Source organism: Asticcacaulis sp. AC460, assembly GCF_000495795.1.
GTDB lineage: Bacteria > Pseudomonadota > Alphaproteobacteria > Caulobacterales > Caulobacteraceae > Asticcacaulis.
Genome location: NZ_AWGD01000015.1, coordinates 148,531 through 164,943 on the forward strand (window position 1 = coordinate 148,531; position 16,413 = coordinate 164,943).

The 16,413-nt window shown below is 63.3% G+C and carries 12 protein-coding genes; 4 read left to right on the top strand and 8 right to left on the bottom strand.

Annotation, left to right across the window (positions count from 1 at the left end; genetic code table 11):
• Positions 1 to 68: 68 nt before the first annotated feature.
• Positions 69 to 974 carry a zinc metalloprotease HtpX gene (gene htpX, locus ABAC460_RS33450; protein WP_023453024.1) on the bottom strand — a complete coding sequence of 302 codons (906 nt, stop codon included), beginning with the start codon at positions 972 to 974 and terminating at the stop codon, positions 69 to 71.
• An 81-nt stretch (positions 975 to 1,055) separates the two neighbouring features.
• Between htpX and ABAC460_RS33455 the strand changes: the two genes are divergently transcribed.
• The gene (locus tag ABAC460_RS33455; RefSeq protein ID WP_023453025.1) at positions 1,056 to 1,259 is read left to right on the top strand and encodes a DUF1674 domain-containing protein; all 204 of its coding nucleotides are present in this window, start codon (positions 1,056 to 1,058) and stop codon (positions 1,257 to 1,259) included.
• A 1-nt stretch (position 1,260) separates the two neighbouring features.
• On the opposite strand, the gene pyrF is transcribed toward ABAC460_RS33455, so the two are convergent.
• Positions 1,261 to 1,950: an orotidine-5'-phosphate decarboxylase gene (gene pyrF, locus ABAC460_RS33460; protein ID WP_035426073.1), complete on the bottom strand. Its 690-nt coding sequence runs from the start codon at positions 1,948 to 1,950 to the stop codon at positions 1,261 to 1,263.
• Positions 1,951 to 2,044: 94 nt separating this feature from the next.
• On the opposite strand from pyrF, the gene ABAC460_RS33465 reads away from it, so the two are divergent.
• The gene (locus tag ABAC460_RS33465; RefSeq protein ID WP_023453027.1) at positions 2,045 to 2,788 is read left to right on the top strand and encodes a MarC family protein; all 744 of its coding nucleotides are present in this window, start codon (positions 2,045 to 2,047) and stop codon (positions 2,786 to 2,788) included.
• Between the two features lie 348 nt (positions 2,789 to 3,136).
• Here ABAC460_RS33465 and ABAC460_RS33470 read toward each other — a convergent pair whose 3' ends face one another.
• Positions 3,137 to 4,741 (bottom strand): tryptophan halogenase family protein, encoded by a 1,605-nt coding sequence (locus ABAC460_RS33470; protein WP_031236648.1) that lies wholly within the window; start codon positions 4,739 to 4,741, stop codon positions 3,137 to 3,139.
• A gap of 99 nt (positions 4,742 to 4,840) precedes the next feature.
• Positions 4,841 to 5,578, bottom strand: coding sequence for a GntR family transcriptional regulator (locus tag ABAC460_RS33475; RefSeq protein ID WP_031236649.1), 738 nt, complete (start codon positions 5,576 to 5,578; stop codon positions 4,841 to 4,843).
• Positions 5,579 to 6,264: 686 nt separating this feature from the next.
• On the opposite strand from ABAC460_RS33475, the gene ABAC460_RS33480 reads away from it, so the two are divergent.
• Together ABAC460_RS33480 and ABAC460_RS33485 are read left to right on the top strand one after the other, a co-directional pair.
• Complete coding sequence (locus ABAC460_RS33480) at positions 6,265 to 8,787, top strand: family 20 glycosylhydrolase (RefSeq protein WP_023453030.1); 2,523 nt, start codon at positions 6,265 to 6,267, stop codon at positions 8,785 to 8,787.
• A gap of 85 nt (positions 8,788 to 8,872) precedes the next feature.
• A complete protein-coding gene (locus ABAC460_RS33485; RefSeq protein ID WP_023453031.1) occupies positions 8,873 to 9,379 on the top strand; it encodes a pyridoxamine 5'-phosphate oxidase family protein in 507 nt (168 codons plus the stop codon).
• A gap of 85 nt (positions 9,380 to 9,464) precedes the next feature.
• Here the strand turns inward: ABAC460_RS33485 and purH are convergent, their stop codons facing one another.
• The 4 genes from purH to infB all read right to left on the bottom strand — a co-directional run bounded on the left by purH (position 9,465) and on the right by infB (position 15,918).
• On the bottom strand, positions 9,465 to 11,069 hold the full coding sequence (gene purH / locus ABAC460_RS33490; RefSeq protein ID WP_023453032.1) for a bifunctional phosphoribosylaminoimidazolecarboxamide formyltransferase/IMP cyclohydrolase: 1,605 nt from the start codon (positions 11,067 to 11,069) through the stop codon (positions 9,465 to 9,467).
• Positions 11,070 to 11,381: 312 nt separating this feature from the next.
• Positions 11,382 to 11,774 carry a glycine zipper 2TM domain-containing protein gene (locus ABAC460_RS0124405; protein ID WP_023453033.1) on the bottom strand — a complete coding sequence of 131 codons (393 nt, stop codon included), beginning with the start codon at positions 11,772 to 11,774 and terminating at the stop codon, positions 11,382 to 11,384.
• Positions 11,775 to 11,963: 189 nt separating this feature from the next.
• Entirely contained in the window at positions 11,964 to 13,931 is a 1,968-nt protein-coding gene (locus tag ABAC460_RS33495; RefSeq protein ID WP_023453034.1) for a hypothetical protein, read from the bottom strand.
• A gap of 145 nt (positions 13,932 to 14,076) precedes the next feature.
• Entirely contained in the window at positions 14,077 to 15,918 is a 1,842-nt protein-coding gene (gene infB / locus ABAC460_RS33500; protein ID WP_369794090.1) for a translation initiation factor IF-2, read from the bottom strand.
• Positions 15,919 to 16,413 lie beyond the last annotated feature (495 nt).

A 16,413-nucleotide genomic window follows, 5' to 3' on the forward strand; every position in this document is an offset into this window, starting at 1 on the left:
CCCTCCCCCCAGGGTAGGGAGAGGGACAGGTCAGGGGGGCTATAACGTCACGGAGACGATCGGTAAAGTCACGTCGTCGGCACACTGGTCATGTCGTCGCCGCGACCGGAGCGCTTCATGCTCATGCCGAGCGCAATCAGGGCGTTGACGCGGTTCTCGGTATCGGGATGGGTCGAGAACAGGTTGTCCATGCGCTGGCCGTTCAGCGGATTGATAATGAACATGTGGGCCGAGGCCGGGTTGCGTTCCGCCGCGTGATTGGGCACGCCGCGAGCATAGGCTTCGATCTTGCGCAGGGCGCGCGCCAGCGACTCCGGGTCACCCGAGATTTCACCACCGAGGCGGTCGGCCTCGTATTCGCGTGTTCGCGAAATCGCCATCTGGACGATCATGGCAGCGATCGGCGCCAGGATGGCCATCAGGAAGACGACGAAGATATTGGTGTTGCCGTCTTCGTCATCGCTGGAACCGCCGAAAAACATGGCGAAGTTGGCGATCGACGCGATGGCGCCGGCCAGACTCGCCGTGATGGTCATGGTCAGGGTGTCGCGGTTTTTGACGTGAGCCAGCTCGTGCGCCATGACGCCGCGAATTTCCGACCGGTCCAGCGCCTGCAACAGACCGGTGGTCGCGGCAACCGCGGCGTTTTGCGGGTTACGGCCGGTGGCGAAGGCGTTCGGCTGGGGGTTATGGATGATATAGACGGCCGGCATCGGCAGGCCGGCGCGGCGGCTCAGATCCTCGATGTCGTCATAGTACTGGCGCTCCAGGCCGGTGGCGCGGGCCGGATCGACCGGCTGGGCCTGGTACGCGCGCAACACGGCCTTGTCCGAGTTCCAGTAGGCAAACAGATTCATGGCGACGGCCAGACCCAGGGCAATCAGCATCCCGGTCGGGCCTCCGAGCATCAGGCCGATGACGCCGAACAGGGCGGTCATACCGGCCAAAAGCAACCAGGTCTTCATCGGGTTCATCAGAAAAATCGCTCCTTGCGATGTCATGAGACAAGACCTAAATGTAGGGTCCAGTCCCAAGCCTGCAAGGGGATTACAGAAATGTCATCCGAATCCGACCTGTCCGACCTGACGCCGAAAAAGGTGCTGACCCCGGCGGCGCAACGTGCCCTCGCCGAGGCCGCCGAACGCCGCGCTTTGGCCGAAGCGGAAGCCGCCCGTGCAGCGGAAGAAGGTGGCCCGCCGGGCCCCGAGCCAACGCGCTACGGCGACTGGGAACGCAAGGGTATAGCCGTCGACTTCTAGCTTAGGCGTTGTGGATGGCCCGCAGGATATCCAGGGTCGCCGCCTTCGGGTCCGGCGCACGGGTGATCGGCCGGCCAACCACCACGTGCGAAGCTCCGTTCAAAAACGCCTCCTGCGGCGTCGCCACGCGCTGCTGGTCGTTCAGGTCGGCGCCTTCCGGACGCACGCCCGGGGTCACGATCAGAAAATCCGCCGGCACCCGCGCCCGGATGAGGGCCGCTTCGTGCGGCGAAGACACCACCCCGTCCAGGCCACACTCCACCGCCTGGTCGACTCGGCGCAGCACCAGGTCGCTCAAAGCCATGCCATAGCCCATCTCGTCGAGATCAGCCTGGGACAGCGACGTCATCACTGTCACACCGATGATCTTCGTCGTCCCGTCGCCACGGCCGGCGATCGCGGCCTTCATCACCTGGGGTTCGGCGTGGACGGTCAGCAGATCACAAGCCCCGGCCACAGCGGCGCGGGCGGCGCCTTCGACCTGGGCGCCGATATCGTGCAGCTTCCAGTCCTGGAAAACCTGCTTGCCCTGGGTTTTCAGCTCGTCGCACAGGCTTAAACCTCCCTGGGCCAGAAGCGTCAGGCCGACCTTGTAGTAGCTGACCGAATCCCCCAGCGCCGCGACCAGGGCGCGCGCCGAGGCGAGATCCGGTTCATCCAGGGCCACGATCAGGCGCGGGTCGGCATTCAGGGTCATGGCGGTCTCCTAAGGTCGGGGGTGTCGGGGACGTAGACGATTTGCTATGCCGGTACAAGCCGCGTTGTCAGCGAATCAGGGGCCCGCCATGTTCGAGAACTTTTCCTTCGCCGCGCTGTTTGTCTTCTACATCAATTTCTTCATTACCCTGTTCGCCCTGATCGACCCGATCGGCAACGTGCCCATCTATGCCGCGGCGACCCAGACCCAATCACCTAAGTCCCGGCGCTGGCTCAGCATCTATATCGCGCTGTTCACGGCCCTGATCCTGACTATCTTCTTTTTTGCAGGCCTCAGCATCCTGAAATTCTTCGGGATTTCGATGGACGCCTTCCGCATCGCAGGCGGCTTGCTGCTATTCCTGATGGGGCTGGACATGGCGCGTGGCGATTTCATCGAAAGCTTCACCCAGAAGGATGAGGTCCGTGACGGCCAGGCCCATCTGGGCGTCCAGCCCCTTGGTCACCGCGAAACCGCCAAGAAGAGCTTCGAAAAGCTGGTGGTCCCGTTCGCCTTCCCGCTGATGGTCGGGCCGGGCACGATTTCGACCGTCATCATCCAGGCCGGCGTGGCCGATGGCTTCGGTATCACGGGCAAGATCGTTGGCGTTTTGGCCATCGTCACCACTGCCCTGGCCATCCTGCTGACCCTGCTGTTCTCCAACACGATTTCGCGGATTTTCGGCCGCGTCGGCATGGTGGTGGTCATCCGCGTGCTGGGGCTGATCCTGTGCGCCCTGTCGGTGCAGATCATCATCTCCGCCCTGGACGGGATCCTGGCCGCTGACATCATCCTGGAATCAGCGTCACACCCCTACGACAAAGCTCACTAAATTCGATCGAACAAACAGTTCATGAGGGTGGATCTCCCGCGCGAAGCGCCTTCATTCCCCGCAATTTGGAGCTGTGCCCCGGTCGAGTCAGCGCCCTGAATTCCGTGCCTTCAGTGCACGCCGCCATCGGCGGCGCTTCAGTGTTTTCCGTGTTCCTCTTAGATGTCAGCGGCAGGCAGGCCGGCTGGGAGCTTCCTGAGACAAGAAGCGGGAACACGGACAACACTGAAGCCGCTACGCGGCGACACTGAAAACACGGAATTCTGGGCGTGGAGCCAGAGTGCAAAAGCTCATGGCCACTGGGAATGAAGGCGCTTCGCGCGGAGGTCCTACAACGGCAAGTGAGGGTTACCGCGCCAATGCCGGCGCCGGGGATGGCGCGCGTTCGACAAAGCCGTTGTCGTAGATGGCCTTGATGGTGGCGCGGTGCGCCGACAGGTCCTTGGCCGCCTGTTCGCCGAAGCTATGGATACGGGCGAAAATCTGCTCCGCCTTGTCCTTCATCGGCAGGGCCTGGCCGGCCAGCCGGTAATCCGTCTGGAAGTTCATGCCGTACAGAATGTATTGATAGTTGAAGTGCGCAAACGTCTCGTGGTCGATGACGAAATCATAGCGCGACGGCGGGCGGTGCTGCCAGATGTCCAGCAGCATGCGCAGCCGTTCGGGAATGCTGTCCGGCGCCGCGTTGTCGCGCCAGAAAGGTTCGTCGCGCTTGCTCAGGCAATAGTGCAGCTTGATGAAGGTGATGATGGCTTCATAGCGCTTCACCATCAGGTCGTTGAACAGCCCGGCCGAAGCATCGATACGCCCCGAATGCGGGAAGAATTCGGCGATCTTGTTGACCGCGGCCTCGATCAGCACCATGCCGGTCGATTCCAGGGGCTCCAGGAAGCCGGCCGACAGGCCCACGGCGACGCAGTTCTTCACCCAGTGCTGAGTGCGATAGCCGGCATCGAACTTGATGTGCCGCATCTCGACCTCTTCCTTGCCGCCGCTGCGCGCCACATAGGCCGCCAGGACCCCTTCGGCCCGGGCCTCGCTGCTGTGGTGGCTGGAATGGACGTAGCCGATGCCGCGCCGGTTGGCCAGGCCGATGTCCCAGGTCCAGCCGGCCTCATGCGCGGTGGCAATGGTGTAGCTTTCCAGCGGCGCATTGGGGTTGGGGTAGGGCACCTGGCAGACCACCGCGCGGTCGGCGAACAGCATGTCCGACACCGGCCGGAACGGTACGTTCAACGCCTTGCCCAGAAGTTCCGAGCGGAAACCGGTGCAGTCGATATAGAGATCGGCCTCCAGCCGGCCATGATCCGGCGATATCGCGTGGCTGATCGCCCCCGTATCGTCCAGCACGACCTCGCCCAGCAGCCCCTGCAAGTGGTGGACACCCAGGGCCTTGGACCGCCGCGCCAGAACCCCGGCGAAACGGGCGGCGTCGAAGTGATACGCATAGTTCAGCGGACCGGAATAATGCCCCTGAAACAACCGCTTGGGCGCCAGACGGGCATCGGCGATGCGCTTCTGGAAGGTGACGGCCTCGGCATAGGGCGGCCGGGTGGCGGGGTCCTGGATCAGCCAATAGGGCAACAGATCCAGTTCGTCCTTGCCGATATAGGGCGCTTCGAACGGATGGAAATAGTGACTGTGGACGTCGTTCTTCGGCGCGACTTCCCAGTCGTCGAAGCGGATGCCCTGCTTGAACGCCGCCTGGCTTTCGCGCATGAACTCCGCCTCCTCGATACCGAGGGTGCGCAGGATGTTGCGGGTGGTCGGAAACGTGCCTTCGCCGACGCCGATAATGCCGATGTCGGGCGATTCCAGCAGGGTGATGCGCGGCCCGCCGTGGCGTTCCTGGCCGAGATGGCTGGCCAGGTAAGAGGCGGTCAGCCAGCCGGCCGCGCCACCACCGACGATCAGCACGCTGCGACCGGGGCCTTGTGACGCTGGGGTTTCCATCCGTGGGTTCCGCCTGTGGTTATAGTTGGAGCTCAGGCTTTGTTTTTACGCGGGATTTCGGCCACTGTCCATGCGACCAAAGGTCAATTCCAAATCAAATCAGGCGCGATTCAACTCGGCCACCACGTCATAGGCATCGCCGCGGTAATAGCTTTGGGTGAACTCCGCCGCCCGGCCGTCCTGCAGGAAACCGCGGCGTTCGATGAACAGACCGGCATCACCGATACGAATACCCAGAATCTGCGCCTGCTCCGCCGAAAACGACACAGCGCGCAGGCGTTGCAGGGCACGAACCGGGCGATTGCCGGCGGCGTCCAGGGCAGCGTAGAGCGACTCGCCCACCGACTCGATGGAAGGCAGGCAGTAGGCAGGGATGGTCGAATATTCCAGCGCCATGGTCTGGCTGTCGGCATAACGCAGGCGCTGGAAGCGATAAACCTGGCTGCCCGGCGACAGGCCCAGCGACAGGGATTCTTCGGGCGTTACCGCGCCGATGGTCCGCGCCAGCCACTCCGAATGCGGCACCCGGCCGCGCGAAATCATGTCCTCGGAGAAGGACGACAGCTTGGAAAAGCTCTTTTCGACGCGGGCAGCTACGAAGGTACCCGCACCGCGGCGACGTGTGATCAGGCCTTCGGTGACCAGGCCGTCAACGGCCTTGCGCACCGTCAGGCGCGATACACCGAACTCCTCGGCCAGGTCGCGTTCGGGCGGAATGGCGGCTTCCGGGCTGATGATACGGCCAACGATGGCGTCGCGCAGCACCTTTTGCAGCTGCATGTATAAAGGCGCCGGATCATCGACCTGAAGCCGGCCTACGGTTTCCATAAACGACATGTCTGCCTCCCCAGGCGGTTTTTCTCCAGGTCCGTTCTCTTGCCGGGCGGCCGGAACGCTTGCGGACCTGTTCACCTGTGGATTGGATATCACCGGCGAACGAAGTTACTATGCGGGATTGGTATGCATCCGTCAACGTCCGTCACGGCCTTATTATACAGTATATTGCACCTGAATGCGTCGCGGATATCGCGTGGTACAAGCGCCCTAACAGGTTAATATTTCTGTCATTTCTGTTGTCCGGGCCTGTCCGGTCGAACAGGGAGTCCATGTGACAGGACTGTTAGTTTGCCCGAAAGTCATCCGTAATTGGTTCTATCCAATATCCGCTGACGCACCTTCTTAATGCAATTTGGCAAAAGAAATGCCGCAAAAGGCGATGGGCACGATGGACTCAAGGTTTAATCGTTTGGAATTTTCGTTTCGGCCCGCGATATGACACCGATTACCTCGATTTTGATTCAAACAATTGATTTGCCTTGGTATGTAATCGGCATAGCCGGGCGCAGGAAGTCCTTTCACCGAGAAACCGCCCGAACCTTGTATTTTGTACAGTTGCCGCACAGGTAAGGATTGGTTCGACACCCACAATGGTTCTATATTGGTAACAAACGGGTCGTGACGTTCCTTGACAATGCCCGGTCCATGCGCCAACCTCCCGGACAAAATCGAAGAGGGAAGCCCGCATGTCCAAGATCGTCCGCAACACGCTTTTCGCCGGCCTGACGCTTCTGGCCACGACAGCGCTCACTGCGCCCACCTGGGCAGCCACCCAGGCCGAGATCGACAGCTTCGCCAAAAACCTGGGCTACCGCTTCACCATTCTGGACAACAAGGCCCCCGGCGGCTTCGTCAGCGAGATCCAGCTCACCGTGCCCAAGACGGTACCGCAAGGCGCCTGGAGCCTGCATGTCGGTTTCGTCATGCCGGTCAAGGCGCTGGACAGCGACGTCTTCGACCTGAAGCACATCAATGGCGACAACTATGTCCTGACGCCGAAACCCGGTGCGGTGCTGAAGCCCGGCGCCACCTACAGCCTGAAGTTCCACGCCGACGGCAGCTGGTATAACGCCTTCAAGATCATGCCCAATGCCTATATCGCCGCCGATGGCCTGAAGGCACGCACCATCGCCGCGACCCGTCCGGCTGTCGATCCGCAGACGGGCGAAGAAATCCTGCCCTTCCACACGCCCCTGACCGACGAAGCCAAACTCGGCAGCGAAGATTCCAATGTCTGGATGACGCCGGAACGCCTCTTCCAGCAGACCGCCCAGCGCGAAGCGACCGTCGCCGCGCCGGAGTTCATCATCCTGCCAACGCCGGTATCTGTTAAACGCCTGGACGGTGCAGCCCTGAACCTGAAGGCCGGACTGAAGATCGACATCAACACCAACCTGTCGGATGTCCGCCCCGCCGTGGCCGACCTGGAAACCTCGGGCTTGCGCCTGAGCACGACCGGCGTGCCGGTGGCCATCACGATCGACGCCGCTTCGGGCAAGCCGGGGTCCTATCACCTGACGGCGCAGAACGGGAAAATCGCCATCACCGCCGGCGATGCCGCCGGCGCCGCCTATGCGTTGGAATCGCTGCGCCAGCAGGCGGTATTCGAGAACGGCCGCCTCAAGCCGCTGGAGATCACGGACGCCCCGCGCTTTGCGTTCCGCGGCCTGCATATCGACGTCGCCCGCAACTTCCAGAGCAAGGCCTATATCCTGGGCATGCTCGACCGGATGGAGACCTATAAGCTCAATCAGCTTCACCTGCACCTGGGCGATGACGAGGGCTGGCGCCTGGCCATCACCGACCTGCCCGAGCTGACCGATATCGGCGGTCACCGCTGCCACGACCCGGCGGAAGATAAGTGTCTGCTGCCGCAACTGGGCGGCCTGGCCGAAGGCGGGGGCTATTCCGACGGCTACCTGACGCGTGAGGACTATATCGAGATCGTCATGGCCGCCAAGGCCCGCCATATCACGGTCATTCCGTCCTTCGACATGCCGGGCCATTCGCGCGCCGCCACCCGCGCCATGGAGTCCCGCGCCCGCCGGCTGATCGCCGAGGGTAAGCCGGAGGACGCCGCGCGCTACCGCCTGATCGATCCGGAAGACACCACCGTCTACGACTCGATCCAGCACTATAACGACAACACGCTGAACATCTGCCTGCCGTCGACCTACAGCTTCATCGAAAAGGTCATCGACTCGATCGCCGAATACCACAATGCCGCCGGCGCTCCGCTGAAACTGTACCATATCGGGGCCGACGAAACCGCCGGAGCCTGGAAAGACTCCAAGCCCTGCCAGGCCCTGATGCAGGCCCAAGGCCTGACGCATGAAAAGATGACGCCGTATTTTATCCAGAAGGTCTCGGCCATCCTGGAAGCCCGCGGCATCGAACCGGCCGGGTGGAGCGACGGCATGGGCCATGTCGACCCGGCCAAGATGCCCAAGGCTGTACAGTCCAACTCCTGGGGTGGACTGTTCAGCGGCGGCAGCAAGGAAGCCTATGAGCATGCCAACCGCGGCTGGGATGTCGTAATGTCGACCCCGGACGTCATGTATCTCGACATGCCCTATGCCTTCGACCCCAAGGAACGCGGCTATGACTGGGCGTCACGCGCCACCGACCTGTACAAGGTCTTCGTCTTCATGCCGGAAAACCTGGCAGCCAATGCCGAGGTCATGAAGACCGTGCCCAATACGCCAGGCACCATCGCCGATCCGGTGCCGCTGAACGGCCAGGGCCGGATCACGGGCATCCAGGGCCAACTGTGGAGCGAGGGCGTACGCAGCGCCCAGATCGCCGACTACATGCTGTATCCGCGCGTCATCGCCCTGGCCGAACGGGCCTGGCACACCGGATCGTGGGAACCGGCCTATGTCGCCGGCAAGTCCTACAGCTGGGGTGGCGGTCAGGTGGATAACGCCGCCCTGCTCAGCGACTGGCAAGGCTTCAATGCCCGCCTGAAGCCACATCTGGCCGCGCTGGACAAGGCCGGGGTGCGTTACCGCGTGCCGGTACCGGGTGCGCGCGTCAATGGCGGGGTGCTGGAGGCCAATCTTCCCTATGGCGGGCTGACCATCCAGTACCGGATGAAGGGCGGGGCCTGGAAAACCTACAGTGCGCCGGTCGAGGTCAAGGGCTCGGTCGAACTGCGCACCGTGGCGGCCGGCGGCGGCCGTTACAGCCGCACCGTGTCGGTGCAGTAGCCTTCTTATTTTCGGCAGGGGCGGCGCTTATCGCTTCCTTACGTCGTTTTGAAGGAAACTCCCTGTAAAATCAGGAGAGTCTCTTATGCATACGCTGTACGGCGATGAAGCCCGCGCCAAGATCTGGACGCTAATCAAGGATATCAAGGTCGCCATGATGGCCACCTGGGATGAGGACAGCCATGAGTCCCACGCCCGTCCAATGATGGCGCTGGAAACCGACGATTTCGATGGCACCCTATGGTTCTTCACCGGCAAACACTCTCGCAAGGCCGACGAGATCCGCGACGATCACGACGCCCTGCTGACCTATGCCGATCCGAAGGCAATGAATTATGTGTCGGTAACGGGCCGTGCGGCCCTGGTCGACGATCGCGCCAAGATCGACGAGCTATGGACCGACTATGCCAAGATCTGGTTTCCGGAGGGCAAGGACGACCCCAACCTCACCTTGCTGCGGTTCGACGCCAACACCGCCGAATTCTGGGAAGCACCCAATGCGGTGGTGCGCAGCGTCAGCTATCTCAAGGCGCTGGTGACCGGCGACAAACCCGACATCGGTACGGTCGGCCGCGCCAATATGCAGCATTGAGACAGGCGCGTATCCGGAGCCTAAGTAAGGTTTTACCACGGAAGGCCTGGAAACGTGGGCCTTCCGTGGTCAACCTTACTTCCTCTTAGTGCCGGAATACCCGCACGCCCGTGAACACCATAGCCAGGCCGGCCTGATCAGCGGCTTCGATCACCGCCTTGTCGTTCATCGAGCCACCCGGCTGGATAACCGCCGTGGCGCCCGCCGCTGCGGCTTCCAACAGACCGTCGGGAAACGGGAAAAAGGCTTCCGACGCACAGGCCGAACCGGTCGCCAGCGACTCAGCTAAACTCAGGCCCTCCGCGGCTTCCCTGGCGCGCAAGGCAGCGATGCGGGCGGAATCCCGGCGGTTCATCTGGCCGGCACCGATGCCGGCGGTGCGACCGTCCTTGGCGTAGACAATGGCGTTCGACTTGACATGCTTGGCCACGGTAAAGGCGAAAAGCATGTCCTGGATTTCGGTCGGAGTCGGCCGACGCTGGGTTACCACTTTCAGGTCGGCCGCCGTGATCCGCGCCGTATCGCGCGATTGCACCAGCATGCCACCGGCCACCGAACGGAACACCTGACCGCCGGCCAGCGGATCCGGCAACGAGCCGGTCACCAGCAAACGCAGGTTCTTCTTGGCGGCAAAGACTTCGATGACGTCCTCATCGACTTCAGGCGCCACCACCACCTCAGTGAAGATCTCGACGATCTTTTCCGCAGTAGCCCGGTCCAGACGGCGGTTCAGCGCGACGATGCCACCAAACGCCGAGATTGGATCGCATTCCAGCGCCCGCCGATAGGCCGCCGTCAGGTCATCGCCGACTGCCACGCCGCACGGATTGGCATGCTTGACGATGACGCAGGCCGGGGCGTCAAACTCGGCCACCAGTTCGATCGCCGCATCGGTGTCGGCAACATTGTTGTAGCTCAGTTCCTTGCCCTGAAGCTGCTTGGCGGTGGCGACACCCGGGCGGTCCTCGCCGGTCTTGTAGAAGGCCGCCGATTGATGCGGGTTCTCGCCATAACGCATGGTCTGCAGGCGGGCGCCGCCGACCGTCTTGCGTTCGGCATAGTCATCGCCCAGCTGTCCGGCAAACCACGACGACACGGCCGAGTCATAGGCTGCCGTGCGGGCGAACGCCTTGGCCGCCAGGGACTTGCGCAACGCCAGGTCGGTGCAGCCGCGCTCGGCAATCGCCGCCAGGACCTGGTCCATGCCGGCCTTGTCGACGCAGATGGACACATAGGGGTGGTTCTTAGCTGAGGAGCGGATCATGGCCGGACCGCCGATATCGATATTCTCGATCGCCGCCTCGAAACCACCGCCCGAAGCGACGGTCGCCTCGAACGGATAGAGGTCGATCCAGACAATGTCGATCGGCAGGATATCGTGCTCATCGAGGGCGCGCGCGTGGTCCGGCGCATCGCGATAGGCCAGCAGACCGCCATGGACCTTGGGGTGCAGGGTCTTGACCCGGCCGTCCATCATCTCCGGGAAGCTGGTGATCTCCGACACGTCCTTGACCGCCAACCCGGCTGCATGGATGGCGGCGCGCGTGCCGCCCGTCGAGATCAGCTCGACCCCGGCCTGGCTCAGAGCCGTCGCCGTTTCGATCAGGCCCGTCTTGTCGGACAGGGAAATCAGGGCGCGTTTGGGGGCAACGAGATCGGGAGCGGGCGGGAAGTCGGGCGCGACAGGCATTATGGCATCCTAGGGCGTTTTTTGGGGGAGGAATTGAGTCGCGCGCGGTGTACACGACACATCCCGGTTTGCCTATAGGCGAGACCGCGAACCTGGAGATTCCTGCCGGACGACGAGTCGGCGCGGTAAAAACAACCCTGGATTCATCAGAACGATGTTATTTTGATCAACGCTTGATTATATCGCGAACGAATCTCCACGCAACGGATTGCATGAACATCAACATTGATTAATAAGCCTTAACCATGAAATACCCGCCGGCAGGGGAGGCCCTACCGGCGGGTAATGCGGGGTTAACCAAACCCTTTAATCTTAACGGTATCCGTAGGCATACCCACGGTCATACCGGCGATCGTCATAGCTGTGGTAGCGGTCGACGCGGCGGTTGCCGTAGGTTTCGCGGGCTTGGGCTTCGATCTTTTTACAGTTCGACTTGCCCTTGTCCTCGCCCAGGCTGCGGCCCAGGACGCCACCGATAACCGCGCCGCCGACGGCGCCCAGGCCACGTTCATTCTTGCTGACCTGCGAGCCCAGCAGACCGCCGGCGATGGCGCCGATAATCATACCCTTCTGGGCGTTTTCCTTCTTTTCGACCTGGCAGACATAGGACTGACGGGCCGAAGCGGCGGTGGGGACGGCGACAGCGCCCAGGATCAGGCCGGACGAGATGACCGCAGCCATGGTGGTTTTGATCAAGGTCTTCATAACTTGGTCTCCTTTCAATGAACCGGCCGGGGATTAAGTGAATTCCGTGCCGTTGATGAAGACCGTTATAAACCCCTCAACCTGAACGCCCGTTGAGCCGGACATTCATATTCGTTCAGACGCAAACTTTTTTCTCAGAACGGTTTGACCAGCTTGATCGCGACGCCGTCCGAGCGGAAGCCCTTGTTTTCATAGTGTTCGTAGCTCACCCGGCCGCGCGGGCCGTACGGGTCGTCGGACTCGACCGAAATACCGGCATTCACGGTGACGGCGGACTTTCCGGTCGACTGATAGGTGTCGAAACCCGCGACCCCCGCCGTCACCGCCCTGGCCACCGGTTCCCCCTACGGCCGCGCTGGCGCTGCCGGCAACACCCAGGGCAGCACTGATGGCGTAGCCGCCGTGCCCGCCACCACCACCTATGGATTGCGCGTAGATGCCGAACGCCCGGTCGCCTTTGGTGACAATATGGCCTTCCGGCGAAGTCTCATGGGTCAGGGCGTTGACGAAGACCCCGGCGCCGTCACCGCCCTTGGCCGCAGAACCACCTACGGCAAAGCCGGCCCATAACGACCCGCTGATCGTTCCGCCACCGGAGCCGCCACCGCCGCCGACCGACTGGGCCCAGATGCCGGCGGAATCGTCGCCTTCGGTCAGCAGGGTGCCGCTGATGTCGGCATTGACCGTACCGCCATTGCCACCGCCCGCACCCTGGCCGCCGATGACCGCCACGCCGATGCCGCGGCCACCGTCGCCACCACCGCCACCGACCGATTGTGCCTTCATGGCGGAGGCGTCGTCGCCGTGAGTGACGATGCTCTCGCTGCTGCGGACAAAGACGTCGCTGGCCAGGCCGCCGGCCCCGCCATAGCCGCCCAGGGCGGCAAAGCCGCTGGCGTCACCGCCATGGCCGCCGCCGCCGATACTCTGGGCCAGGATGCCTTCGGAATGGTCGCCGAAGGTTTCGATCTGACCGCCGTTCTGGACAATTACCACATTACCGTTGCCGGCGGTGCGGCCGTCACCGCCTTCGATGGCGATCCCGAACGCATCGCCGCCGCTGCCACCGAAGCCGCCGATGCTCTGGGCCAGGATGCCGTTGGAATAGGCGCCATGGCTTTCGATCCGGCCGTAGTTGACGACCCACACGGTCCCGGCATCGGCGCCGCGCCCGGCTTCGCCGCCCGTGGACGCAAACCCGACACTGTCACCGCCGCCGCCGCCGTGGCCACCCCGGCTCTGGGCGACGATACCGCCGGCATACTGGCTGCCTTCGGCGATGATGGCGCCGTAATTGGTGATGTCGACAAAGCCCCCGATGCCGCCCTGGCCGCCTTCACCGCCATTGCCGCCGATCGAGACGATGTCGCCGCCACCCGTGCCGCCGTCGCCCCCGCTGCTGACCGCAGCCACACCGTTGGCGTTGTCGCCGGCCACAGTGATGACCCCGTTATTGGTGATGGTGATGACACCACCACGGCCACCGCGGCCGCCGTCACCCGACGACGCGCCGAGATAGCCGTCACCACCCTTGCCGCCCAGTCCGCCGACGGTGCCGACCTTCATGCCGTGAGCGTCGACCGTGGTGATTTCGCCGTTGAAGGTGATGGTAATGGCCTCACCGGTATCGCCGTCATCGCCGTCTTTGGCCGAAACATAGAGCCCGCCGTCACTGCCGGAAGAAGCGTCATCGGCGGTCGTTGTCTTTTCCAGCCCGACCGTGCCGTCGGGCGGAGTCAGGGTCGCCGTGCAGACGATCACCGCGCCGGAGGTGTCGCAGGCCAGGTCGGCGGCGGCGGGGGTGGCGATCGCCCCGATCAGGCCCGCCGCCAGGGCCGGGCGGAGGATCTGCGCCAGACTGTCGGGCGCCTTGCCGCGCCGTGTCAAAAGCTGTCGCCGCCGCTGCGGACTGAGGTGCGCCACCTGCTCTTCCAGCAGCCTTTCCAGCCAGCACAGGGCGTGATCGACTTCGGTCAGGGCCGGGCGGACGGCGATGTCGCAGCGCAGGCCGGCCACGGCGTCCAGCATGCGCAGAGCGGCATGATCATCGCGACGCTTCGCGCAACCCTGCAGGTTGGCGATTTCCGTCTTCAAACAAAGCGCTGTGATGTCCCGGGCCAGACGCGCCAGGACATCGCCGGAGTTCGAGTGACGCAAGACAGCCCCCTGATCGATGCGTTTGGCCTAATTTCAGGGACAATTTGCGATTCCACCAGCTATTTCGCGAAACGCGCGAGTAGCCATAAAACGAAATCGGCCCGGCTTTGCAGCCGGGCCGATAAACATCTGAACGATGTCGAGATTACAGCGTGCGCTTGATCTCTTCGACCGTGAAGCACTCGATGAGGTCGCCTTGCTTGATGTCCTGGAACGGACCGAAGGACATACCGCATTCCTGGCTGACCACGACTTCGTTGACCTCGTCCTTGAAGCGCTTGAGCGTGGAGAGCACGCCCATTTCCTGGATGACGACCTCGTTGCGCACGATCCGGACGCGAGCGCCCTTCTGGACCTTGCCTTCGATGACCCGGCAGCCGGCGACCTTGCCGACCTTCGAGATGTCGAATACTTCGAGCACTTCCGCGTTGCCGAGGAAGGTTTCGCGCTGAACCGGCGCCAGCATGCCGGACAGGACGCCCTTGATGTCGTCCAGCAGGTCGTAGATGATCGCGTAGTAACGGATCTCGACACCTTCGCGTTCGGCCAGGTCGCGTGCCTGCTTGCCGGCACGGACGTTGAAGCCGATGATCGGGGCGTTGGAGCCCTTGGCGAGTTGCACGTCGGACTCGGTGATGGCACCGGCGCCCGAATGGATGATGCGGGCGCGCACCTCTTCGTTGCCGATCTTTTCCAGCGAGCCGACAATGGCTTCGGTCGAACCCTGGACATCCGCCTTGATGATCAGCTGAAGTTCCTTGACCTTGTTGGCGGCCAGGCGGCTCATCATGTCGCTCAGCGAGACCGCACCGACCGGGGCAACCTGCTTTTCACGGCGGATACGCTGACGGTACTCGGTGATCTCACGGGCACGGGCGTCGTTTTCGACCACGGCGATGGCTTCGCCCGGATCGGGCGCACCATTGAGGCCGAGGATTTCGACCGGCATGGCCGGACCGGCTTCGTCCAGTTGCTCGTCGCGCTCGTTGATCAGGGCGCGGACGCGGCCGAAGTGGGAACCGGCCACGACGATGTCGCCGCGCTTCAAGGTACCGCGCTTGACCAGGACAGTCGCCACCGGACCACGGCCCTTGTCGAGCTTGGCTTCGATGACCACGCCCTCGGCCGTACGGTCGGGGTTGGCACGCAGGTCCAGGACTTCCGACTGCAGCAGGATGGCTTCAATCAGGTTGTCCAGGCCCTGGCGGGTCTTGGCCGAAACCTCGACGATCTGGGTTTCACCGCCCAGGCTTTCGGCGACGATTTCGTGCTGCAGCAGTTCATTGACGATGTTCTGCGGCTTGGCACCCGGCTTGTCGATCTTGTTGACGGCAACGATGATCGGCGTCTTGGCGGCGCGGGCATGGTTGATGGCTTCGATGGTCTGGGGCATGACCCCGTCATCGGCCGCCACGACCAGCACCACGATATCCGTCACATTGGCACCACGGGCACGCATGGCCGAGAAGGCGGCGTGGCCCGGGGTATCCAGGAAGGTGACGCGCTCGCCATTGGACAGGCGAACCTGGTAAGCGCCGATATGCTGGGTGATCCCACCGGCTTCGCCAGCAGCCACGTCGGTGGAACGCAGGGCGTCCAGCAGCGAGGTCTTGCCGTGGTCGACGTGACCCATGATGGCCACGACCGGAGGCCGCGGCTGGGTGTCGTCGCTGTGATCCTCGGCGTCGATGAAGCCTTCCAGGACGTCGGATTCCGACACGCGGCGGACAGTGTGACCGAATTCCTCGGCCACCAGCTCGGCGGTATCGGTATCGATAACGTCGTTGATCTTCAACATCATGCCCTGCTTCATCAACATCTTGATGATGTCGACGGCGCGGACGGCCATACGGTTGGACAGTTCCTGGACGGTAATGACGTCCGGGATGATGACTTCGCGAGCAACGCGGGCCTGTTCGACCTGGTGACCCTTGCGCTTTTCGCGCTCACGCTCACGGGCCCGGCGAACCGAGGCCAGCGAACGCATGCGTTCGACGGCGTTCTCATCGTCACCGACGACGGCCTGAAGCGTCAGGCGGCCTTCACGGCGCTTGGGCTCGCCACGGGTCTGGGAGACAGCCTTGGTCGGGGCGGCCTTGCCGCCGCGCTTGACGGCGCCACGATCATCATCGTCCCGGCTACCCGGAGCCCTGACAGGACCGGCCGCGCCGCGCGACGAGCGGATACGGTCGACTTCCGGCGTCGCCGGAGCATTAGGTGCAGCACCGGTGCCCGGACGGGGCGGACGCGGCGAATTGGCGCTGTAGCGCACGGTTTCGCCACGGTCCGGACGCGGGGCGTTCGGATCGCGCGGCGGACGCGGCGGCGCATTGGGATCACGCGGGGTGTAAGGACGGTTCGGATCGCGCGGCGGGCGGTCGCCCTGCGGACGATCACCACGGGGTGCATCTCGGTTAAACGGCGGACGATCGCCCTGCGGACGGTCGCGATTGAACGGTGGGCGGTCCCCTTGAGGACGGTC